This window comes from Bdellovibrio sp. HM001, from assembly GCF_055397275.1.
Map to the genome: position 1 here is coordinate 3,686,314 of NZ_AP029174.1, position 23,471 is coordinate 3,709,784.

Annotated in this window: 22 protein-coding genes; 3 read left to right on the forward strand and 19 right to left on the reverse strand. The window is 48.6% G+C overall.

Features of this window, described 5'->3' with window-relative positions:
• Positions 1–8: 8 nt before the first annotated feature.
• From ACZ5ZZ_RS17420 to ACZ5ZZ_RS17455, 8 genes are all read right to left on the reverse strand, one after another.
• Complete coding sequence (locus ACZ5ZZ_RS17420) at positions 9–923, reverse strand: AAA family ATPase (protein ID WP_464140665.1); 915 nt, start codon at positions 921–923, stop codon at positions 9–11.
• Between the two features lie 77 nt (positions 924–1,000).
• A complete protein-coding gene (locus ACZ5ZZ_RS17425; RefSeq protein ID WP_464140667.1) occupies positions 1,001–2,461 on the reverse strand; it encodes an NADH-quinone oxidoreductase subunit N in 1,461 nt (486 codons plus the stop codon).
• On the reverse strand, positions 2,461–4,014 hold the full coding sequence (locus ACZ5ZZ_RS17430) for a complex I subunit 4 family protein (RefSeq protein WP_464140670.1): 1,554 nt from the start codon (positions 4,012–4,014) through the stop codon (positions 2,461–2,463). The genes ACZ5ZZ_RS17425 and ACZ5ZZ_RS17430 overlap by 1 nt, the downstream gene beginning before the upstream one ends.
• Before the next feature lie 3 nt (positions 4,015–4,017).
• The gene (nuoL, locus tag ACZ5ZZ_RS17435; protein WP_464135233.1) at positions 4,018–5,931 is read right to left on the reverse strand and encodes an NADH-quinone oxidoreductase subunit L; all 1,914 of its coding nucleotides are present in this window, start codon (positions 5,929–5,931) and stop codon (positions 4,018–4,020) included.
• Positions 5,932–5,959: 28 nt separating this feature from the next.
• The gene (gene nuoK / locus ACZ5ZZ_RS17440; protein WP_464119110.1) at positions 5,960–6,283 is read right to left on the reverse strand and encodes an NADH-quinone oxidoreductase subunit NuoK; all 324 of its coding nucleotides are present in this window, start codon (positions 6,281–6,283) and stop codon (positions 5,960–5,962) included.
• Positions 6,273–6,809, reverse strand: a complete 537-nt coding sequence (locus ACZ5ZZ_RS17445; RefSeq protein ID WP_464119112.1) for an NADH-quinone oxidoreductase subunit J — start codon at positions 6,807–6,809, stop codon at positions 6,273–6,275. The genes nuoK and ACZ5ZZ_RS17445 overlap by 11 nt, the downstream gene beginning before the upstream one ends.
• A 9-nt stretch (positions 6,810–6,818) precedes the next feature.
• Positions 6,819–7,970 (reverse strand): complex I subunit 1/NuoH family protein, encoded by a 1,152-nt coding sequence (locus ACZ5ZZ_RS17450; RefSeq protein WP_464140673.1) that lies wholly within the window; start codon positions 7,968–7,970, stop codon positions 6,819–6,821.
• A 9-nt stretch (positions 7,971–7,979) separates the two neighbouring features.
• A complete protein-coding gene (locus ACZ5ZZ_RS17455) occupies positions 7,980–8,351 on the reverse strand; it encodes an NADH-quinone oxidoreductase subunit A (RefSeq protein WP_262555174.1) in 372 nt (123 codons plus the stop codon).
• Positions 8,352–8,471: 120 nt separating this feature from the next.
• Here ACZ5ZZ_RS17455 and mfd point away from each other — a divergent pair, with 120 nt between their 5' ends.
• Positions 8,472–11,996 carry a transcription-repair coupling factor gene (gene mfd, locus ACZ5ZZ_RS17460; RefSeq protein WP_464140675.1) on the forward strand — a complete coding sequence of 1,175 codons (3,525 nt, stop codon included), beginning with the start codon at positions 8,472–8,474 and terminating at the stop codon, positions 11,994–11,996.
• 1 nt (position 11,997) lies between these two features.
• On the opposite strand, the gene ACZ5ZZ_RS17465 is transcribed toward mfd, so the two are convergent.
• Complete coding sequence (locus ACZ5ZZ_RS17465; protein WP_464140677.1) at positions 11,998–12,936, reverse strand: hypothetical protein; 939 nt, start codon at positions 12,934–12,936, stop codon at positions 11,998–12,000.
• Between the two features lie 180 nt (positions 12,937–13,116).
• Here ACZ5ZZ_RS17465 and ACZ5ZZ_RS17470 point away from each other — a divergent pair, with 180 nt between their 5' ends.
• Positions 13,117–14,652, forward strand: coding sequence for a glycoside hydrolase family 3 protein (locus ACZ5ZZ_RS17470; protein ID WP_464140678.1), 1,536 nt, complete (start codon positions 13,117–13,119; stop codon positions 14,650–14,652).
• A 70-nt stretch (positions 14,653–14,722) separates the two neighbouring features.
• Here the strand turns inward: ACZ5ZZ_RS17470 and atpC are convergent, their stop codons facing one another.
• The 10 genes from atpC to ACZ5ZZ_RS17520 form a co-directional block, all read right to left on the reverse strand.
• Positions 14,723–15,139: an ATP synthase F1 subunit epsilon gene (atpC, locus tag ACZ5ZZ_RS17475; RefSeq protein WP_464132587.1), complete on the reverse strand. Its 417-nt coding sequence runs from the start codon at positions 15,137–15,139 to the stop codon at positions 14,723–14,725.
• 25 nt (positions 15,140–15,164) lie between these two features.
• On the reverse strand, positions 15,165–16,571 hold the full coding sequence (gene atpD / locus ACZ5ZZ_RS17480; protein ID WP_464119121.1) for a F0F1 ATP synthase subunit beta: 1,407 nt from the start codon (positions 16,569–16,571) through the stop codon (positions 15,165–15,167).
• Positions 16,572–16,582: 11 nt separating this feature from the next.
• Entirely contained in the window at positions 16,583–17,467 is an 885-nt protein-coding gene (atpG, locus tag ACZ5ZZ_RS17485; RefSeq protein WP_464119123.1) for an ATP synthase F1 subunit gamma, read from the reverse strand.
• A gap of 12 nt (positions 17,468–17,479) precedes the next feature.
• Entirely contained in the window at positions 17,480–19,003 is a 1,524-nt protein-coding gene (gene atpA / locus ACZ5ZZ_RS17490) for a F0F1 ATP synthase subunit alpha (RefSeq protein WP_464140680.1), read from the reverse strand.
• A 2-nt stretch (positions 19,004–19,005) separates the two neighbouring features.
• Positions 19,006–19,554: an ATP synthase F1 subunit delta gene (atpH, locus tag ACZ5ZZ_RS17495; protein ID WP_464119126.1), complete on the reverse strand. Its 549-nt coding sequence runs from the start codon at positions 19,552–19,554 to the stop codon at positions 19,006–19,008.
• Positions 19,555–19,558: 4 nt separating this feature from the next.
• A complete protein-coding gene (locus tag ACZ5ZZ_RS17500; RefSeq protein WP_464140682.1) occupies positions 19,559–20,107 on the reverse strand; it encodes a F0F1 ATP synthase subunit B family protein in 549 nt (182 codons plus the stop codon).
• 12 nt (positions 20,108–20,119) lie between these two features.
• Positions 20,120–20,554 (reverse strand): ATP synthase F0 subunit B, encoded by a 435-nt coding sequence (locus tag ACZ5ZZ_RS17505; RefSeq protein WP_464140685.1) that lies wholly within the window; start codon positions 20,552–20,554, stop codon positions 20,120–20,122.
• Between the two features lie 95 nt (positions 20,555–20,649).
• Positions 20,650–21,015, reverse strand: a complete 366-nt coding sequence (locus ACZ5ZZ_RS17510) for a bactofilin family protein (protein WP_262555149.1) — start codon at positions 21,013–21,015, stop codon at positions 20,650–20,652.
• On the reverse strand, positions 21,006–22,022 hold the full coding sequence (locus tag ACZ5ZZ_RS17515) for a ParB/RepB/Spo0J family partition protein (protein ID WP_464140688.1): 1,017 nt from the start codon (positions 22,020–22,022) through the stop codon (positions 21,006–21,008). The genes ACZ5ZZ_RS17510 and ACZ5ZZ_RS17515 overlap by 10 nt, the downstream gene beginning before the upstream one ends.
• A gap of 14 nt (positions 22,023–22,036) precedes the next feature.
• A complete protein-coding gene (locus ACZ5ZZ_RS17520; RefSeq protein ID WP_464119133.1) occupies positions 22,037–22,849 on the reverse strand; it encodes a ParA family protein in 813 nt (270 codons plus the stop codon).
• Between the two features lie 127 nt (positions 22,850–22,976).
• On the opposite strand from ACZ5ZZ_RS17520, the gene ACZ5ZZ_RS17525 reads away from it, so the two are divergent.
• A complete protein-coding gene (locus ACZ5ZZ_RS17525; RefSeq protein WP_464132595.1) occupies positions 22,977–23,468 on the forward strand; it encodes a hypothetical protein in 492 nt (163 codons plus the stop codon).
• The last annotated feature ends 3 nt before the right edge of the window (positions 23,469–23,471 follow it).

Here is a 23,471-nt window from a genome sequence, read left to right on the forward strand (position 1 = left end):
TTTTCCTTTTAGACAGGAACAGCAGTGGCCTTTTGAAGATTGACTGCCCACTCACGACCTCGTTTGATGCCATGGTTGCCTCCCAGTCTGTGTCCTAGCACGGGTACTAGAACCTGTTGCACATCATCGGGACGAACATAGTCTCGGCCCTCTAAAAAGGCCCACGCTTTTGCCGCGCGAACCAGGGCCAGACCCGCCCGCGTGGACAACGGAGCCCCTTCAAAACCAGCTCGACGTGACCTTTCCAGAATATCCGCGATGTAAGTCGCCACCGCTGGAGCCACTTTCACGGCCTGCACCAGGTGCAGGGCCTGTTGAATCTCCCCTTCAATAAAAAGAGATTGGATCTTGCTTAACATTCCCCGAGGATCTTCTCCTTGCAACAGACGCACTTCAGTTTCTTTTGAGGCATGATGCAATTCCAAGCTCATTAGGAAACGATCCAACTGACTTTCTGGAAGTGGGAATGTTCCCGTCTGTTGATGAGGATTCTGGGTGGCAATAACATAGAATGGTTTTGGCAAAGGCCAGTTAGTTCCATCCACGGAGACTTCACCTTCCTCCATAGCCTGTAAAAGCGCACTTTGTGTGCGAGGGCTGGCGCGATTCAGTTCATCGGCCATCACCATTTGTGAAAACAATGGACCCGGGTGAAAGACAAATTTTTGCTCTTGAGGATGAAACACCTGTCCACCGATCACATCAGCCGGAAGCAGATCAATTGTGAATTGAATGCGACGGGTTTTTAACCCCGTCAGCTTTCCAAGAACTTGCACCAAAGTGGTTTTACCAACGCCTGGCAGGTCCTCAATCAGCAGATGTCCACCTGCCAACAGACAGGTCATCGCCAGACGAATTTCCACGTTTTTATCCAGAACAACTTTGGACGCTTCAGAGATAAGTTCATGAAACTTTTTATTCATAGGTGGATAGAATAAAGGCAAAAAAAAGCCCCGGCATCACCGGGGCTTAGAATGAAGTTTCTTTCAGGTCAAAAGTCCTACAAAAGGCTTTTTTCTACGGCAGAGAAGATGGGACCAGATACAAAGCCCATCAAGATAATGGCAACAGCCATAACCACTGCAGTCACGGTTGTGGCATTCAAAGAATGACCCGCGATCTCGGCCTCACCCTCTTTCATGTACATCACAACAATCGGGCGCAGGTAGTAGTAAACACCGATGACAGAGTTCAATACACCCCATACCGCCAACCACAACAAACCTTCACCAATAGCTGCGTTGAACAGATAGAATTTACCAAAGAAGCCCAGTGTTGGTGGAATACCTGCCAAAGACAGCAGGAACACCGTCAGGCACAGAGCCAACATCGGTCTTTGTTTCGCAAAACCAGCAAGGTCATCCACGTTTACGATGTGGTTTTCAGACTTTTCAATCATGCTCGCAATAGCGAAAGCTCCCAACGTCATCAGACCGTAAGCTAGCAGATAGAAGATCACGCCAGAGGCCCCAAACGCACCATTGTCACTGACGCCCGCCGTGATAACACCCACCAAAAGATAACCAGAGTGTGCCACAGAGGAGTAAGCAATCATACGTTTGAAGTTGTTCTGAAGAATCGCCGCCGTATTCCCCACGATCATCGTGATAACTGCCAGCCATTGAAGGATGTCAAACAACTGATCTGAACCCGTCAAAGACTTCGTCGCAATGATCCTCAAGAAAGCCGCGAAGGACACCGTCTTCACCGCAGTCGCCATGAAAGCCGTGTGCGGAGTCGGAGCACCTTGGTAAACGTCCGGAGTCCAAGCGTGGAATGGAGCAATCGAAACCTTGAAGCAGAAGCCCAGGATCACGAAAGTCACACCAAACAGGAACAGACGGCTTGTTTGAACAAGCTCAGCTGCATTTTCCATGAAGCTCAGGATGTTTGTACCACCCGTGGAGCCGAAGATGAAGGCCACACCGTACAGGAACAAAGCTGAAGCAAATGAACCCAGGATGAAGTATTTCAGTGCCGCTTCCTTGGAAAGCTTTTCTTCGTGGCTCATCGCGATCATCAGGTACAATGCCAAAGACATCATTTCCAGACCGATGAAGACCATCAACAGATCCACGGCAGAAACCAGGGTCAGCATCCCAATCGCGGAACTCATCGCCAGGAAGATCAGTTCAGAGAACTGCTTTCCTTTTGTCGCCGGATTTTCATACATCATCACCATGGCAGCACCCGCGCCTGCCAAAGAGATAATACCCATCCACTGAGTCACACCATCAAAGATCAGACCGTTGTTGAAGGCCGTTTTATCAGCGCCGCCAAAAACGACCAGAAGGACCACGGCCACCACAATCCCGATCAACGCCTGAGAAAGCGTGATCAATGAATGTTGTTCGCGGTTTCCACGAAGAACCTTCGTCGTGATTGGCAACAAACTTGCCAAGAACAAAGCGATCATCGGAGAGATCAGAAGAATGTCGCTAAGACCGATATTGATATTCATTAGTTTTCTCCTTGCGCGTGACTCACTTCAACGGCGCCGGGCTGAACAATCGTCAGATTATAGTTACTTCTATTGTTCACAAGGTAGTCGATGCTGGCTTTGGAATAGTTCAGGAAATGATTCGGGAACAGACCCATCCAGAACACCATGATCACCATTGGAACCAAAACTGCGATTTCACGGGCATTCAGGTCGTGCAGAGGATGGTGTTCATCCTTAACAAGCTCCCCTTGTTCACCGAAGAAGACGCGTTTAAACATCCACAACATGTAAACCGCCCCAAGAACCACACCGGATACCGCGAAGTAAGCAAACACCGGATGCGCCTGATAAGTTCCAAGAAGGATGAAGAATTCACCCACGAAGCCATTCGTCATTGGAACTGCGATGGAAGAAAGCGTGATGATAAAGAAGAAGATCGTGAAGATCGGCAATACGCCGGCCAAACCACCGTACTTGGAGATTTCACGAGAATGCGTTCTTTCGTAGATCATACCAATCAGGATGAACAGCGCCCCGGTGGATATACCGTGATTCAGCATCTGATAAAGACCGCCACCCATGCCGTAGGCGTTAAACGCGAACAGACCCAATAAGATGTAACCCATGTGGGATACAGAAGAGTACGCGACCAGCTTTTTCACATCCGGCTGAACCATCGCCACCAAAGCACCGTAAATGATTCCCACAGTACCGATCAACATGAACAACCAAGCCCAGTATTCAGAAGCCTCGGGGAACAAAGGAATCACCCAGCGCATGAACCCATAAGTACCCATTTTCAGCATCACACCCGCCAGGATCACAGACCCTGGGGTCGGAGCTTCAACGTGGGCATCAGGCAACCAAGTGTGAACCGGGAACGCCGGAACCTTGATCGCAAAGGCCAAAGCAAAGGCGAAGAACAAAAGCGTCTGCAGGCTGAAGAAAGTCCCGCCTACAAACGGGATTTGAAGCTTGTAGAAGTCCAGAAGGCTTGCGCTCATCTGGCCAGTCGCTTCCTGAGTCAGGTACATCATGTAGATGATTGCCACCAGCATCAGAACAGAGCCCGCCATCGTATAGATGAAGAACTTTACTGTTGCATAGATACGACGAGCGCCCCCCCAGATACCGATCATGAAGTACATCGGAACCAGAGAAAGCTCCCAGAACACATAGAAGAAGACCGCATCCATCGCCAGGAATGTGCCCAGCATGGCTGTTTGCAGGATGAACAAACAAACGTGGAAGCCTTTTACGCGTTCTGTGATGGATGTCCAGCTAGCCAGAATGATGATCGGGGTCAGGAACGTGGTCAGAAGAACCAGCCACAACGAAATCCCGTCAATCCCCATGAAGTATTGAATACCGAAGCGTTCAATCCACATGAACTTTTCCACCAACTGCAGGCCTGTCGCCGAAGCGTCGAAGTGCTTGAAGATGGAAAGGCTGACCAGGAACTCAATCAAAGAAAAGCCCAAAGCCAAGTGGCGAATGGTATTCGCCTTTGGCCAGATCGCGATCAGAAGTGCGAATAAAAGAGGTAGGAAAACAATGCTACTTAGGATCATACATTACCTCATGATCACAAATGAAAGGGCTACAACCACGCCAATGCCAATGTACATCGCGTACTGCTGCATATTTCCAGTTTGAACAGAGCGCGCAAAGGACCCCATGCCACGCACAAGATCGCCTGCCCAGAAGGTCATTTTATCGATGAAGTTTACATCGATATAATACCAAGTGTTCTTACTGAGGTTTACCAAAGGATTAATGATTCCGCCGAAGTACGCCTCGTCCACAAAGTATTTGTTATTCACAAGGTTGTACACAGGCTTGATGCTTTCAGCGATCTTCTTCGGAGTCTCTGGAGACTTCACGTAGAACTGATAAGCCACGATGGCAGAAACTGTCGCAAGGCCCACTGAGCAGCCCATCAAGATCCATTCAGTCGTTGCATCAAATGCAGTCCAACCAGGGATCGGAGAAATCATTGGGTGCAACCAGTGCTCCCAGAAGTTTGGCATGTGACCCAAGTGCTCACCGATAACATGCGGAACCCCGATCCAACCGGCAAATACAGAAAGGATCGCCAGGATGATCAAAGGAATTGTCATGATCGCGGAAGACTCATGCGGGTGAACGTCAGGGGAAACACGGCTCTTACCCCAGAAGGTCAAAGCCATCAAACGAGTCATATAGAATGCCGTCAAAGTAGCACCCACAACACCCGCCGCCCAAAGGATCGGAGACCCCATTGGAGAATGGAATGCATAAGCCAGGATCTCATCTTTAGAGAAGAAGCCAGAGAACAGTGGAGTTCCGATGATTGCCAGCCAACCCATCACAAATGTGATGTGCGTGATTGGCATGTACTTTTTCAGGCCGCCCATTTTTCTGATGTCTTGTTCTTCATGCATTCCGTGAATCACAGAACCAGAACCCAGGAACATCAAAGCTTTAAAGAAGGCGTGAGTCATCAAGTGGAACATCGCTGCTCCGAAGGCCCCCACACCCACTGCCAGGAACATATAACCAAGCTGGGACACGGTGGAATAAGCCAAAACCTTCTTGATATCATTTTGTGTGATACCGATTGTCGCCGCAAACACAGCCGTCGCCGCACCGATGATCGCAATAACCATCATCGTGTTCGGAGCCATGATGAAGAGCGGATTCAGACGAACAATCATGTATACGCCGGCAGTCACCATCGTCGCCGCGTGGATCAACGCAGAAACCGGTGTTGGACCGGCCATCGCGTCTGGAAGCCAAACGTACAATGGAATCTGTGCAGATTTACCGGTCGCACCGATGAACAGGAACAAAGTCCCCAAAGTCACGGCCCCCAACCAAGAGGACTCAACCACTGTCGGAGCCAAGGCATTCAGTTCAGAGAAATTCAATGTTCCGAAAGTAATGAACAGAACGAACATACCCAACAAGAACGCCGCATCCCCGATACGATTGGTGATGAAGGCCTTCATACCGGCAGCTGCCTTTTCCTTGTCCGTGAACCAGAAACCGATCAACAGATAAGAGCAAAGACCGACACCTTCCCAACCAACGAACATCACCAGCAAGCTGTCGCCCAGGACAAGCAACAACATGTTGAAGATGAACAGATTCAGGTAAGCGAAGTACTTCGCCACACCCTTATCGTGGTGCATGTAACCGATAGAGAACAAGTGGATCAGAGTACCAACACCTGTGATCACAAGGATCATGATGGCGCTGATTTGATCGACTACGAAGCCAGCGTTGACCTTGAATTTATCAATCGCCATCCATTCAAAGAAGCTCACCGCAATACGACGGGCTTCAGCCGGCATGGAGACGAGGTCTACAACCAAAAGAATCGCAGAAATAAAGGAGATCGCCACCGCTACTGTTGCGATGGAACCAGCCACATTTCCGGAGTGTTTTTTATATCTGGCGCCGTTGATCAGGAAACCAACGAAAGGAGCCAGAATCAGGATTGCCATTAATAGAGAATGATTCACAGCTTATCCCCTATCCTTTCAAGTGCTCAAAGAAGCGAATGTTCACTTCGTTGAATCGTTTAAAGATGGATACTGCCAGCGCCAGACCCACCGCTGCCTCGGCAGCAGCAATCGTCATAACGAAGAAGACCATGATATGACCATCCAGAATGCCCAGGTATTTACTAAAGGCAATGAACGTCAGATTCACAGAGTTCAGCATCAATTCAATAGACATCAAAAGTACGATCACGTTACGGCGCAGAAGAACCCCTGCCATACCGATAACGAACAACATAGCTGCCAGAACCAAATAGTGTGTCAGGCCGATATTAGTAATGAACTCAGTGTTCATGTGTTCCACCTTTACTGCGTGCCAATGCAACTGCACCAACTGCGATTACCAAAAGAAGCACACCCAAAGCCTCGAAACCGAAGATGTATTTGGTGAACAGGATGTTACCCAATGCCTTGGTTGTTTCCATGCCTGTGCCGACCATCACTGGATTGTCGGTGGTCTTTTCACCCATCAAGCTGACGGACATGGCAATAGCACCCACAACCAGACCCGCCAACAAGCCCACGGAAGCGATTTTAACCGCCCCAGTGAATTTGCCTTTGGTGAAGGCCTGTACGTCTTTTTTCAAGTCAAAGAGCATGATCACCATCGTGAACAGAACCATGACCGCACCGGCGTAAACGATCAACTGAACACCCGCAATAAAGAAGGCATTCAAGGTCACAAACAAGGCAGAGATACCCACCATTGTCATCGCCAGGCACAAAGCGGAATAGATCGGATTGGACATCAAAATGACACTAAGGCCAGAGGCCAGAGTGACAAACGCTAAGAACCAGAAAAGAAATGCATCTGCTGTCATTTTAACTCCTTACAAAGATGCGATGAAGATCACAAAGGCTGTGAGAATGGTGTTTGCCAAAGCCCAAGGAAGCATCGTCTTCCAGCCCAGATCCATCAACTGATCGTAACGGAAACGAGGCAAAGTCCAGCGAACCCAGATGAAGACCCACATGAAGAATGCAAATTTCACGTTGAACACCAGGAAGTGAATCAGCGCCACCAAAGCACTTGCCTTGCCTGCTGTTGATGTAACACCTGCGGCCCACTCATTCAGTTCTGCAACAGAAACAAATGGGATTGTGTAACCACCAAAGAAGAACAAAACCATCAGACCGGAAGCGATCATCATGTGGCCGTATTCACCGATGAAGAACATGTTGAACTTGAAACCGCCGTACTCTGTATGGAAACCACCGACCAGCTCGGATTCACCTTCGGCCAAGTCGAACGGCAGACGGTTGGATTCTGCGAACGCCGCAGAGAAGAACAAAATCGCCCCTAGCGGTTGATAGAAGATACCCCAGTTCGGAAGCCAGTTCGCCGCGATCGTGTGACCCAGGAACGTGAAGGTCAAAGGACCTTGCTGAGCCAATGTCATCTCCGTCAGATTGAACGTGCCGTAAAGCATGATCACGCCGACGATGGAAAGGCCCAATGCCAGCTCGTAAGAGATCGTTTGAGCGGAAGCACGAAGAGCACCCATGAGGGTGTACTTATTTCCAGAACCCCAACCCGCCATCAACAATGTGTAAGCAGCCAAGGAGCTGACACCCAGGATGAAGACGATACCCACGCCAATTTCGTAGCCCTGAACCAAGAAAGTGTAAGGACCCCAAGTAGAGCCAAACATTTCAAAGGTCCCAACCTGAATTGGAGAGGACATTGGAATTGCCGAGAAAGCCACCGCACCCGGAATCAAAGCAAACACCGGCGCTGCATAGTACAGGAAGGTTTTTGCATTCTGAGGAACGAAGTTTTCTTTGGTCAGGAACTTCACGGCATCAGCCAGAAGCTGCATCAAACCCAATGGTCCCACGCGGTTCGGACCCAGACGGTCTTGAATGAAAGCAGAACCACGGCGCTCAAGCCAAACCAGAATCGGCACCAACTGAACCATCATCAGGAAGATGACGACCAACTTCAGGCCATTCACGGTGATTTCGAAAATATCTTTACCCATTCCCATTGATTAGTCCCACTCCAAAGCTTTTGATTTAACTTCCCAGAAGAGCCCGAAGATGAAGATCGCGATGAACACCATCATCGAAATGAAGACGAAGGCGCCCCCACCTGTCGAGATGAATTCACGGAAAGAAATCGCCCAAGGGTACATGAAGATAATCTCGATATCGAAAAGAATGAAAAGAATCGCTGTTAAATAATACTTAACAGAGATCTTTGTTTCTTTCTTTTCGATCCCAGGAATACCGCACTCGTAGGGCTCGTACTTCACGGGGTTATAAACCGGTTTCGTTCCGGTAATGTTGGCTGCAAGCCAAACTAAAAATGCTCCAAACAGAGCAATGAATATGACGATGAATATGACTCCACCGAGTGGCACTAGTCCCTCCAAAGTTGTCGTTATTATTTGGATTTCAATTAGTTATATATGTGTCGTCAGTGAAAACCAAGAAATATGAATGGAAACAAGGCGATAAGCGTGGCAAGATGAGCCCACCAAATGAAAGCGGAAATCACTCACACAAGGCTTGAATCCATCCTGGAAAGGGCCTTCGAAACAACTCGCGGTAAGATTCAAGTGACCGGGGCAGCGTCACCGCTTGCGCTTGCGTACTTCTTGTCACAAACATACTCTAAAAAAATCAACGGCTTGCCGCATCTTGTTGTGGTCGGCAGTCATCGCGATGCTGTGACTTTGCAGCAACTTCTGGAGTTCTTTGACCCAAGTCGTCAAAGTCATATTCTGCCTGCTTTCGACGTTTCTCCGTATTCGGGTCTTTATCCAAACACACAGGTGGTCTCTGATCGCATTCGCTTTTTGGCGAAAGCTCAAACCGCCAAAGCCGGAGAAATATTCATATCCTCTTCTGACGCACTGATGCAGAAGACACTGCCGGTGAAAATCCTGAAGGATCTTTCCCGCACAATTCGGGCTGGCGATGAGCTTCCCGAAAATCTTAACGAATATTTTGGTTCATTGGGGTATGTCGCAGCCCCGATGGTTGAAGACAAAGGTCAATTCGCCGTTCGCGGAGGCATCGTGGATATCTATCCACCCACCGAGCCTCAGCCCATCCGCATGGATCTGTTCGGCGATCAGGTGGAAAGCCTTCGTCACTTCGCGATTTCCGATCAGCGTAGTGCTGATGAAATCTCTGCCTTTGTTCTGACTCCGTCCCGCGAGGTGCTTTTCCGCGATGAAACCCATGAACGACTGCTGCAACGAGTGCGCACCTCTATCGACGGCCGCAAGGTGGATAAGGCAGAGGCTGAAGAAACTCTGCGCTCTTTGGTTTTAAAGAATGCCTTTCCGGGAATTGAATTCTTGCTTCCGTACTTTTACGGAGAGCTGGCAACACCCGTGGACCATTTCCCAGGGGCCTTAAACCTGTGGTTCCTGGATCCCGTAGAGATTTCCCGATGTGCCGATGAAAGCTGGGCGGAAATCAAAGCAGACTATGGCACCAGCGAAGGACATGTGATCCGCCCGGCCCTGGAGGATCTGTACACGGTTTTTGAAAATCTGAATTACCCGCTAAACTCGCGGCAGATTTATTTCTCGTCCTTGGAGTATTTTGAAGAGGAAAATTCTGACGACACTCGCGTGGAGTATCGCACGGCCCTGACCCAGGACTTTACCAATCTGGGACTTGCTAATGCCGTCGGCTCTGAACAGTGGCTGCAAGCAGCCACCAACAAACTTCACCGTTGGCGGGATGACGGCTACCGCATCTTTGTCAGCACAAAAAACCAGTCGCACATCGATCGCCTTTCTTTGATCTTTGAAAAACTGGAGCTTAAGGCTGTTCGCACCAACAATGATGAATACCGCTGGGACTCCTGGCTTCAGGAACAGGATCACAATCCGTCCTGGATTCATATTGTGCCTCGCTATCTGGCAGAAAGCCTGCGTCTTGAAGAAGAACGCATCATCTTCCTGCGTGATGAAGACTTCTACGGCAAAAAACAACGCTCTTCCCGCGAAAGTTCAGGCGCAGAGGACTTCCAGAAACAAGCCAAGCGACTGTCTTTTGGTGATCTGAAGCCGGGCGACCTGGTGGTGCATGTCAAACACGGCATTGGCCAATATGAAGGTCTCAAGATCATGAATATCGGCGGCGTCGAATCTGAATATATTCAGGTCGGCTACAAAGATAAAGACAAGCTGTATCTGCCTGTTTATCGTGTGGGGCAGTTGCAGAAGTTCTCCGGTGCTGGAGCCACCAGTGTTCTGGATAAACTGGGCGGCACGGCCTGGGAAAAAACCAAAGCCAAAGTAAAAGCCCACGTTCGCGACATTGCCTCGGAACTTTTACAGCTCTATGCAAAACGTGCAGAAATGCACAGGCCCCCGTTTGTGATCAATGAAAACGAAGTGGCGATGTTTGATAACGGCTTCCCTTACGAAGAAACAGATGACCAGCTTCGTGCGATTAACGACATTCGTCGCGATTTAAAGTCCACCAAACCAATGGACCGCCTGGTCTGCGGCGACGTGGGCTTTGGTAAAACCGAGGTCGCCATGCGTGCGGCCTTCTTTGCCATTCAAGCTCGCAAACAGGTGGCGGTGCTGGCGCCCACAACGGTTTTGACATTCCAGCACTTTGAAACGTTCAAAAAGCGCTTCGAGGGCTGGCCTGTGGATATTCGTGTGCTGAATCGATTTGTTCCACCCGCTGAAGCTAAAAAGACCCTGCAAGATCTGAAGGACGGCAAGGTGGACCTGATCGTGGGCACACACAAGTTGTTAGGTTCGGGCGTTGGATACAAAGATCTGGGGCTTTTAATTATTGATGAAGAACAAAAGTTCGGCGTCACTCACAAGGAAAAGATCAAAAAGATTAAAACCAGCGTCGACACTCTGACTTTGTCAGCCACACCGATCCCAAGAACATTGAACATGGCTCTTGTGGGCATTCGGGATCTCAGCTTGATCAATACGGCCCCCGTGGATCGTCTGCCAACACGAACCTTCGTGACAAAGTTTGATCCTGAAACCATTCGCAAAGCCATCACTGCAGAAATCTCCCGTGGCGGCCAGGTTTACTTTATTCACAATCGCATCGAGTCCATCTATGGCCTGGTGGACGAACTTCGCCAGATCGTGCCGGAAGCCCGCATTCGCGTGGCTCACGGACAGATGGAGGAACACGAGCTGGAAAAAGCCATGCTGGCTTTCTTCCATCATGAGATCGATGTTCTGGTCTGTACGGCGATTGTGGAATCCGGAATGGACGTGCCTCGCGCTAACACGATGTTCATCGACACGGCCCACTTGTTTGGTCTTTCGCAGCTTTATCAGTTGCGCGGACGTGTTGGTCGCAGCAAGACCCGCGCCTATTGTTATTTGATGATGCCACGGGATCGCAAGCTGGACAAAGAACAGCAAGAGCGCCTGAAGATCATTCAGGAAAATACCGCCCTGGGAAGCGGTATCAAGATCGCACAATACGATTTGGAACTGCGTGGTTCTGGAAACATTCTGGGCGAAGAACAATCCGGCCACGTCAACTCTGTGGGTTATGAACTTTATATGGATCTATTGAACGAGGCCCTGGCGGAAGCCAAAGGCGAAACCGTTGAGGACATGGATCTGGATCCAGAGATCAACCTGAAGATTCCAGCACTGATTCCGGATTCTTACATCAAGGACATCCGTATTCGTCTGGGGTACTATAAGGCTTTGGCGGATATTTCTTCCAACGAAGATCTGGATCGTATTGAAGAAGAATTGCGCGATCAGTTTGGACCGATTCCTGATCAAACTGTGAATTTGATGGGTCTGATGCTGATTCGTCGTCAGTGTAAAGAGCTGGGTGTTCGTGATATCAGCGCCGGCTTAAAATCCGTGTCCTTGATCTTTACTGAGAAAACAAAACTCAGCCCGGAGAAAGTCATTCAGCTGGCCGTGCGAGAAAGTAAAAAGTATTCACTGACTCCGGACAACCGCCTGAACATCAAGCTTTCCACGATCACGTGGTCTGCTGTTCATGATGAGCTCGATGCGCTCTTGCGCTTAATTTGATTCAGAACTCAAAGCGCAGACCCGCGCCATAAGTAAAGTCCGTTTCAGTATTGGGATCATCCGGCGCTTCTGTTTTCGCATACTGTGTGGCGTACACATCCAGGAAGGTATTCTCCAAGCCCCAGTTAAAGGTCGTCTCTTTCGCCGTCTCGTAATCAATCCAATCAAGCTGGATCAACAGCCCCAACGAGTAGTTATAGCCCAGCTGAGTTGTCGCAGAGAAAGAATCTGTCGCACTTTTTTCGGATATCCCCATCTGCCAGACATTGACCCCGACGTAAGGTACCACATAGGGCTCATTCATAATCATGTCTGCTGTGAATCGGAAGGCCGCCCCGTATTTACTGATCTCAAGACTGCGGGAGTTTTCCGCATCAACCCGGCCCATCCCATAGAAAATTCCAGCAGACAGAGAGCCCAAAGTGAAATTGAATTTATAGTCGATACCAGCTTGAACCAAATTGACTGTGTCTTCACCGAAGACATCCTTGTAAGACATGCCATCCAGGGTCGAGATCAAATTTTTAAAGTTAATAGCCTCATAGTCCATGCCAAAATAGACCCCATGAGTTTCCCGGCGCTCTTTGTAAGGTGCCAGGTTGTCCTGTCGAATTTGCAGCTCCACCAACGGAAGATCCTGAGGCGGCACCTCGACCATATTCTCGACAGGGATGGTTTCTTCTTGAGGAGCCTCGACGACAGCCGGAGCTTCCTCTTCAACGGGAGCAGCTTCGACAGTGGCTTCTTCACTTTCAACCGCTGCTTCTTCTTCCGCAGCGAAATCCAGCGCATCATCCGCGACGGGCGCTTCTTCGCCAATAACATCTTGAGATTCCACGGCCTCGAATTCTTCTTCAAGATCCTGAGCCATGGCAGAAAAGCCAACAAAGACCGTTAGCAGAATACATACCTTTGATTTAAGACTTTGGTGCAATTTCATGCTGTCTCTCAAATCTTGCCTACCTTCGTTCAGGCACAGTGATAGTCTGAATATATGAGCAAGTATATCAGGGAAATCTTTAGGAATTTGAGCATTAGTCTGCTGATTCTTGTTTTTCCCCACCTTGTGCTAGCTGGTCCAGATCGGATCGCAAAAATTATCGATAGGAAAATAGCCCAGATGACCCCCGAAGAAAAAGTGGGCCAGCTTTTTATCGTGGGTTTTCCCTACACCGAAATCACACCCGAGCTTGAAGCGTTTATCGGAAAATACAAGCCCGGCTCCTTCTTACTGTTTAAACGCAATATCACTTCGGCCTCTCAGATCCGTGAATTGAATTTAAGTCTGTACAAGGCCAGCTACAGACATTCCCAATTGCCTCCGTTTATCGCCATCGACCAGGAAGGTGGTGCTGTCTCCCGACTTCCCATCACTCCTGCACCTCCGAACGCGCTCGCACTTGGACAGACGCAATCACCTTTGCTGGCAGAGGAAATGGGACATCAGACCGGTTTGTTCCTGCGTGAAGTGGGCTTTAACATGAATCTAGCCCCGGTTCTGGATGTAGTAGATCCCTATTCGACCAGCTTCATTGGTGTGCGCTCTTTTGGCTCCGACCCTGAGATGGTTCGAGATATTGGTGTTGCCTACTCCAAGGGTCTTCTGAGGGCGCGCGTGATTCCCACGGCAAAGCACTTCCCTGGCACCGGCAGTCTGAATCAGGATCCCCACGTGACTGTCGTTGAAAATATGACGCCATTGGAAACTTTCAGAAAGCGCGATCTGGTTCCATTTATCGGGTACAGCAAACTTGGACAGAACATCGCCGTGATGATGTCACATCTGATTTATCCGGAGTTGGATTCCAGCCGCGAACCCGCCAGCTTTTCGAGCAGGATTGCTTCAGATCTTCTGCGCCATGATTTAAAGTTTATGGGTCTTGTCATGACGGATGACTTGCAGATGCAGGGATCAAAGCAGGTTCTGCGGCCCGAGGCCGCGGCGTTGAAAGCATTAAAGTCAGGTTCTGACATTGTGATGCTGACATGGTCTTTTGCCGATCAAGGAAAAGCATTTGATTACGTCCTCAAGGCCCTGCAGGACGGTGATCTTTCCGCCCAGGACGTGGACAACAAACTGAGACGGATTCTTCGTGTAAAGGCCTTTGCCAACGTCTATCGCAAGGACCCAAAGATGCCTTCTCTTTTAAGTGGCAACAGCCTGACATCGCGTGATTATGCCAGCCTTGAGGACGAGGTTCTTTCTCAGAATCTAAAAACCAGCCTGATTCCGCGCAACCTTCCCCAGATAAAAGCCCCGCGGAAACCCGCCAGTACTGAAAAGGTCTGTGCGGCTTCACCTTCCAAGGACTTCTTAAAAACGTTCACCGAAGGAACGAAGATGCCCTCTGTGCACTTGCAGAGTCGAACCGGATCCGGCGATATCGCTTCATGGATGAAGAAGCATGGCTGCACGGCTTTGTTTGTTGGTGTGACCGGTCCCCGCACCGCCCGCCAGATTCGTGGTCTGAGTCCTGAGCACAAGAGCAAACTGATTATCGTGAATCTGGGAGCCCCCCGCCTGTTCCCGCGCAGTCGCGGATATCGCCAGGTCATTCAGCTTTATTTTAATCACAAGGACGCAGGAAGGAAGATCGCCAAGTATCGCGAGGAGATCCTGCAAAGTTCCCAGGGCACCTTTGCCCTGAACGATTAGTTTCTTCTGTATGGAAATGGTGGATACACCTAAAAAAGAAACGGAGGCTTTGGGCCTCCGTTTTTGATTCTTACTTCTTGGCTGGCAGTTGTTCTGCCGCTTCGATTTTTGCTCTGGCATGAGCCCAGTCGCGCTGGAACTCTGCCCAGTCTTCGTCTGTGATCAATTCGTTCATGATCTTCTTTTCAGAAAGAGCCAGGAACTCTTTCGTTGCCTGAAGATCGATCTCTTCTGGAAGATCAGCAATGTTCGCAAGAATATTCACGCCCTCAGGAGAAACCTGGCAGTAACCCCAGCTGATAACAGCCATGTCCTGCTTTTCTTTTCCTTTGAGTTTCCATTTCATCACGCCTGTTTCCAGAGTCGTGATCAAAGGAGCGTGACCAGGAAGAATGTTTAGTTCCCCCTTGAATGCTGGAACAGTCACCTCGTCAACCTCTTGGCCGACAAGGATGCGCTTTTCCGGAGTCACGATTGTTAGTTTCATATTCACCCCTTAGGAAGGGCAGGCACTAGGCCTGCAGCTTCTTAGCTTTCTCGATAGCGTCTTCAATAGTACCAACAAGGTAGAACGCCTGCTCTGGAAGAGCATCATGTTTACCATCAAGGATTTCACGGAAGCCCTTAACAGTGTCTTTAATATCAACGTATTTACCTTGCAAGCCAGTGAACTGCTCAGCAACGAAGAACGGCTGAGACAAGAAACGCTGGATCTTACGAGAACGGGAAACAACCAGTTTATCCGCTTCAGACAACTCGTCCATACCCAAGATGGCGATGATGTCTTGAAGTTCACGGTAACGTTGCAACAACGCCTGAACGTCACGAGCGCACTTGTAGTGTTCTTCACCGATAACAGTTGGATCCAAAAGACGTGAAGTGGACGTCAATGGGTGAACCGCAGGGAAGATCGCCATAGCCGCGATATCACGATCCAAGTTTGTCGTAGCATCCAAGTGAGTGAACGTGGTTGCTGGAGCTGGATCCGTGTAGTCATCCGCTGGTACGTAAACCGCTTGAACGGAAGTGATGGAGCCTTTTTTAGTGGAAGTAATACGCTCTTGAAGAGCACCCATCTCAGTCGCCAAAGTTGGTTGGTAACCAACGGCAGAAGGGATACGACCCAACAACGCGGAAACTTCAGCACCCGCCTGAGTGAAGCGGAAGATGTTATCCACGAAGAAAAGAACGTCTTGGTTTTCAACGTCACGGAAGTATTCCGCAACTGTCAAACCAGTCAAAGCAACACGCGCACGTGCTCCAGGAGGTTCATTCATCTGACCGAACACCAAAGAAGTCTTAGCCAAAACGCCAGACTGCTTCATCTCTTGCCACAAGTCATTTCCTTCACGAGTACGCTCACCCACGCCGGCAAATACGGAGAAACCACCGTGCTCAGTCGCGATGTTACGGATAAGCTCCTGGATCAGAACTGTTTTACCAACGCCCGCACCACCGAACAAACCGATCTTACCACCCTTTGCGTATGGAGCCAGCAAGTCAACGACCTTGATACCAGTCATCAACATCGCAGCTGCAGTCGCTTGGTCTTCAAACTTAGGAGCATTTCTGTGGATACCCCAGTGTTCTTTTGCGTTTACTGGCCCTTGTTCGTCGATTGGCTCACCAACCACGTTGATGATACGACCCAAAGATTCACGGCCCACTGGAGCTGTGATCTGAGTGCCCAATGCTTTAACTTTTTCACCACGAACCAAACCTTCAGTTTGGTCCATCGCGATTGTTCTTACAACACCGTCACCCAAGTGTTGGGCAACTTCTAGAACAAGGTTGAACTCAGAGTCAGAGATAAATTTATTAGTTACACGAAGAGCGGAGTTGATGGCAGGAAGTTCGCCGCCTTCAAATTCCACGTCCACTACGGGACCCATCACCTGTTTTACTTTACCGAATGCCATTATTCAGCTCCCTATTTAAGCGCTTCTGCGCCCGATACGATTTCAGTCAATTCTGTAGTAATTTTTTCTTGTCTCAATTTGTTGTACGTCAGAGTGAGTTTGTTGATCATCTCTTTCGCGTTGTTCGTCGCGTTCTCCATCGCGCTCATACGAGCACCATGTTCACCCGCTACGGACTCGGACATACATCTGTAAACCTGAAGTTCGAAGTGCTTTTCAAGAAGCTCTTTGATGATCTTCTCTGGAGCCGGTTCGAAAATCATATCCACAGCAAAATCATTCGCTTTCTCTGGCTGCGTGTTGAAAGTCGTCATGCCGATATCGATCGGCAGGATTGTTTCACAGACAACAACCTGAGAAATCGCAGATTTGAATTCGTTGTGAACGATACGAACTTCGTCGTAGTTACCTTCAAGGTAGTCGTTCAAAATACGATTTGAAACCTTGGAAGCCAGCTCATAGGAGATGTCCTTATCAAGCTTGGTGATGTAATCAACAGGCTTGATGTCTCTTCTTACGAAGTAGTCATGAGCGCGACGGCCAATGAACAGGAAGTCGATCTTCTCGACTTTGTCCTTGTTCTCTTTGTAGTAGTTTTCAGTGAATTTGTTGATATTGCTGTTGAAAGCGCCGCACAGGCCGCGATCAGAGCTGATAACAACAAGCAAAACATTCTTTACTTGTTCTTTCTTCTCCATCAACGGATGCGACACTTTGTTGGTCACAGCGATATCCGCAATCACCTTACGCAAAGTCAGAGCATAAGGACGCATATTAACGATGTTATTCTGCGCCTTTCTCAACTTCGCAGCAGACACGAGCTTCATCGCTTTCGTGATCTGCTGGGTGTTTTTAGTGGACTCAATTCGAGCCCGGATATCCTTCAAGCTTGCCATTTAAGCACCAAATTACTTGTTAGAAGGTTGGAAGATCGCTTTGAACTCTTCAAGAGCCGCCAACAACGCTTTTTTAGTGTCGTCGCCGATAGCTTTCTTCTCAGAGATAGTTTTCAAGATGTCGCCATGCTTGTTTTTCAAGAACTCGATCATCTCAGCTTCGTATCTCTTAACATCAGTTTCTGGGTAGTTATCAACGAAGGCATTGGAAGCTGCGAAGATCATAACGATCTGCTCTTCAACCTTTACCGGTTGATACTGAGGCTGCTTCAAAACTTCGACCAAACGACGACCACGAGCCAACTGTTGTTGAGTCGCTTTATCCAGGTCAGAAGCGAACGCTGCGAAAGCTTCCATCGCACGGAACTGAGCAAGCTCAAGTTTCATGGAACCGGCAACCTGTTTCATCGCCTTGATCTGAGCGGCACCACCCACGCGGGATACGGATTTACCTACAGAGATCGCTGGACGGATACCTTTATAGAACAAGTCGGATTCAAGGAAGATCTGACCGTCAGTGATGGAGATAACGTTTGTCGGGATGTAAGCAGAGATGTCACCCGCTTGAGTCTCGATGATTGGCAAAGCAGTCAAAGAACCGCCACCTTTATCAGCAGACAATTTGGATGCACGCTCTAGCAAACGGCTGTGAAGATAGAATACGTCGCCTGGGTAAGCTTCACGGCCTGGAGGACGACGAAGAAGCAGGGACAATTGACGGTAAGCTTGTGCTTGTTTCGTCAAGTCATCGTAAACGATCAAAGCGTGTCTGCCAGTATCACGGAAGTATTCCGCCATAGCTGTACCAGTGTACGCCGCCAAGTATTGAAGCGGAGCTGGGTCAGACGCGTTGGCCGCGATGATAGTAGTGTACTCAAGAGCGCCCGCTGCACGAAGTTTTTCAACAACCAAGGCAACTGTGGACTGCTTTTGACCGATAGCTACGTAGAAGCACTGAACACCAAGACCTTTTTGGTTGATGATAGTGTCAACTGCGATAGTTGTTTTACCAGTTTGACGGTCACCGATGATCAACTCACGCTGACCACGTCCAATTGGTACAAGGGCGTCGATCGCCTTGATACCTGTTTGAAGAGGCTCTTCAACCGGGTGACGGTAAACGATACCAGGAGCTTTTGTTTCAACGATGCGGCTGTGAGGAGTGTTGATAGGACCACGGCCGTCGATGGCGTTACCCAAACCGTCAACAACACGGCCGAGAAGCGCTTCACCAACTGGAACGGAAACGATTTTCTTAGTTCTCTTAACAACGTCGCCTTCTTTGATAAGACGGTCTTCACCGAAAAGAACGGCACCAACGTGACCTTCTTCAAGGTTCAAAGCCATCCCGAAAACTTCACCTGGGAACTCGATAAGTTCACCAGTCATTACATTTTCAAGACCATAGATACGAGCAACCCCGTCCCCTACGGAAAGAACGCTACCTGTTTCACTTACTTCAATCTTTTTGTTGTATTGATTGATTTGCTCTTTGAGAACGCGACTGATTTCGTCGGCACGGATTTGTGTTTCCATTTTTAGTTGGCTCTCCTGTTTAATTCTTCATTCAATTTTTTAAGATGTGTGTCGATGCTGTCATCGAAAGTCCAGCCGCCTACAGAGGCAACAACGCCCCCAAGCAGTTTGGAATCCTGTTCGTACGTCAGAACGATTTTCTTATTCAAAACTTTGTTAATTTTCTGTTCGATCTCTTTTTGCGCATCAGCGGTCAAAGGCTGAGCAGAGCGAACCACACCGCGTGTCACACCTTCTTCAATATCAAGAAGATCGCGGAAGGCGATCGCCATTTGGCCAAGGATGTCCATGCGGTTTTTTTCTGCCAAAAGAACCAGTGTATTTACGACTTCTTCAGACACACCTTTGCCTGACAAAGCCGCTTTTACTGCGGCAACCTTTTGATCAGAGCTGACCATGGGATTTTCGAAATAATTTTTTACAGATGCATCGGCCGCAAAAGACTGTACCAGTGTTTGCAGTTCCCCAAATACCTGGGAGTGGATGCCTTTTTGTTTTGCTACAGCCAAAAGGGCTTTCGCGTATCTTTTGGAAATCTCGCTGACTCTCATCGGCTTACACTCCAACGTTGTTGATGAAATCTTTTTGCAATTTTTGTTGATCTGCTGACCCAAGATCCTTCGTCAAAACGATGCGAGCCGCCTCGACAGAATCTTTCAATAGCTGAGAACGAAGTTCCTTCTGCGCACGCTGAACTTCCAACTTCACAGTCAGTTCCGCATCGTTTTGAATGCGCTTGGATACATCAGCAGCCTCGTCCAAAATTTGCTTCTTCAGCTCTTCTGCATGAGTCTGTGCTTTGCGCAGGTTCTCTTCACGAGTCTGATCCAAATTTGCCAATTTGGATTTGATATCCACAAATTCTTTTTCAGCTTGCTCACGCGCAAAAGCAGATTTCTGAGCAGCCTCAAGATAAGCTGTTTTTCTGCCCGCGAAGAAAGAAACAATACCGTCTTTAGTGAAGTAAATAAGACCTGCAACAAGGATCACAACATTGATCGCCTGATACATGACTACCTTAGGAATACCCTCACCACCATGTCCACCCGCTGCCAATACAGCCGCAGGAGCCAACAATACCATAAGATTCAAGATCAATTTCATAGTGTGTCTCTCTTATTTACCAAGAAGCTTGCTAGTGATTGCCATTGCCACAGCATTTGTTTGAGATTTCAAATCCGCTGCCGCAGATGAAACCGCTGTGGTGATTTTTGTTCTATTGTTCTGAACAAGAGCTTCAGACTCTGTGCGCGCCTTGGAAACCAAAGACTCATAGTCTTTTGTTGCCTGAGTTTTCGCAGCATCGATGATGGATTTCATCTGAGCATTCAGATCACGCACTTTTGTTTCGTATTCTGTCTGCAATTCGATGGATTTGTTTTGGTACTCAAGGGCAAGGTCTTCCCCGCCTTTGGTTCTTCTTTCTCTTTCCTCCAATGCATGAGCATAAGGAGCGAATACAACCTTGCTCAAGAAGATCAAGGCGATTGCAAAGAGCACAAACTGAATGACTGCTGTGGTATTGATACCTAGTTGTCCAAAAATGTCCATTTGGTTGAAATCCCTACTGATTTTTTGACCTTCGGGATTAGCATTGGGGGACAGAACAGGTCAAGGCGTATTTCTAACTGATAATGTTGGACTGCCTAAGACTTAGGCATGTATGAAGCCCCTTCAAAAACAACCCCTTCATCAATGCGTAGACTTGGAGATGTTACGGTGCCTTTGAATATAGCGGGAGGGTGCATGATAACCCTGCGGCGGGCAAAGAGATTTCCCTCTACCCGGCCGGAAATAACGATGGTGTCGGCCTCAATTTGGGCGGTCACAGAGGCCCCCTCATTGATCACGATGGTGTCCTTAGTAAAGATTTCCCCCTTAAAGTCTCCGCCGATCTGAACAGTCCCCTCGAAGCTGAGCTTTCCTTCGAAATGGGTCCCCTGGTCAAGGATCGCTGTCACATGACCAGAAAGAAGATCTTCTTGAAGTGCGGGGGAAAGTCCTACTGCCATCCTTCTTTAAGCCTATCTACCAAGTTGGTTAGTTCGTCATCGGAATAGAAATGAATGCTGATTTTACCTTTTGAATTGGCATAATCAATGTTCACTTTTGTTCCCAGCATTTTCTGAAGCTCATCGCTCAAACCAGAAATCAAACGCTGGGTTACATTAGAATCAAAAGTTGGCGCCTCTTCAACTTCCTCTTGGCCCTTTACGACCGCCTGCACCATTTTTTCAAGCTTCCGAACCGCGATTTTTTCGTTCAGCACTTTCTTCGCAAATTCGATCTGCTTCTTTGGATCTTGTAAAGAAAGAAGAACTTTGGCGTGGCCGACGGAAAGTTCGTTTCCGGAGATCATTTCTTTCACCGGCTCTGGCAAGGAAAGAAGACGAACCGCATTGGCTACCGTCGCACGGTCACGGCCTACTTTTTCAGCCACTTGCTGTTGCGACAATTTAAATTCAGAAATCAGACGGGAGTAACCTTCTGCTTCCTCAATGGGATTCAAATCTTCACGCTGGATATTCTCAACAATCGCCAGTTCCAACGCTTGTTTGTCATCGTAATTCTTCAGGATAACTGGAACTTCATGCAAGCCCGCCAGTTGGGACGCTCTCCAGCGACGCTCCCCTGCGACAATTTCCAGTTTTCCGGAAGCGGTTCTGCGCGCCACGATTGGCTGAAGAATTCCGTTCTCTTTAATAGATTGAGCCAGCTCTTGCAGGGGTTCTTTATCAAACTGCTTACGCGGCTGATATTGGCCTGGCGAAAGTTTGTCGATAGCAACCTTCCAGATTTTGCTCTCAGGATCTACGGGAGGGGCAACGGGTGTTGCGACTACCTGAGGCGCAGCTGCTGGTGCAGGAGCTGGCGTGGAGTTCACATTATTAATAGGTGCAGCTGGGGACTTCGCCACTGGAGCTTCGGCCGCCGGAGCTGGCCCACCCAACAAGGAACCAAGGCCTCGGCCCAGTCCCTTTTTCTTATTGTTTGAGGATTCAACAGCAATATCAGACATTTATTATTCCCCTCTTATGCCATCTGTTCTGCGTGTGGAGCCGCCTCGGACGTCGTTTTCACCTCGGAACGGGCGATCACTTCGCGGGCAAGCTCTAGGTATCTGGTTGCGCCAATGGATTTGCTGTCGTATTCGAAGATGGACTGACCATGGCTTGGTGCCTCGGATAGGCGTACATTTCTTGGAATGATGGCGTTGAATACTTTCTCGCCAAAGTGGTTCTTAATCTCGGTCACAACTTGGTGACTTAGATTATTTCGAATATCAAACATCGTCAGAACGATGCCTTCGATATGCAATTGAGGATTCAAATTCTTTTTGATTAGTCCTGCCGTATTCAAAAGCTGACTAAGCCCTTCAAGCGCATAGTACTCACACTGCAGAGGCACCAAGAAACTGTCCGCCGCATTCAGGGAGTTCAAAGTCAAAAGCCCCAAAGATGGTGGGCAATCGATGATCACGAAGTCATATTGATCAGCCACAGTGGCAATCGCCTGTTTTAGACGGTATTCACGCTGCGGCATATCAACCAATTCAATTTCCGCGCCCACCAGATCAGGATTAGCCGTGGATACTTGCAGATTTGGATTGGAAGTTTTTTGAGTAGCCTCTGAAAGAGTTTTCTCACCGATAAGCACATGGTAGCTATTCGCATCCTGGCTTTCGTATCTTTTGATACCCAAACCGCTGGAGGCGTTACCTTGTGGATCCATGTCGATCAAAAGAACTCTTTTACCAAGAGAAGCCAAGGCAGAGGAGAGGTTTACAGACGTCGTTGTCTTACCAACACCACCCTTTTGATTCGCTATGCAGATTGTTTTTGCCATTTTTCCTCCTTGAGTAGAAAAAGTCGCTCGAATCGCGTGAACATTCAAGAATAAAGACCAGTTTTTCGCGCCACACCTTATGTTTTTATGCGTTTTTTCCGATGTTCCACGTGGAACACGTGTTTTTATGCGAATAATTTGTCTGATCATCCTTAGTTTAAGCCTCGTTGCCTGCAACAAACCCGATCCCAACCCCGAGTTGAAGGATCCGATCTTCAATGATCTTCAAGCTAACGCTGCAGAAACAAGTCAGCTTCTGGAAGCAGAAAAGAAGAACTTAGAAGGGTTCGAAAAGGAATTGTCTGACGTAGTCCCTCAAACAGGTCAAATAAAGTACGCTCAAAAGCGTGTGCGCGAGTCGAAAGAAAGAATTGTCCGGCTGGAGCAGGAAAAGCAGTATCTTGAGTTAAAAGTCGATGCCCGCAAGCGCGAGGCTAAGAAATCTTATTCCAAGGCATTTAAAAAAGGTGATCCATGGCCTGATCCCCAGGAGTGGGACTCCTATCAGACGGAAAAACGCCTTAGAAACGCAAAAAGAACCTGGGATGCAAAAGAAAGAATGAAAGAAGCCGGTTTAGGGCAAGAAAAAACCCCCGAACCAGCGGCCGGGGGTCATTAGACA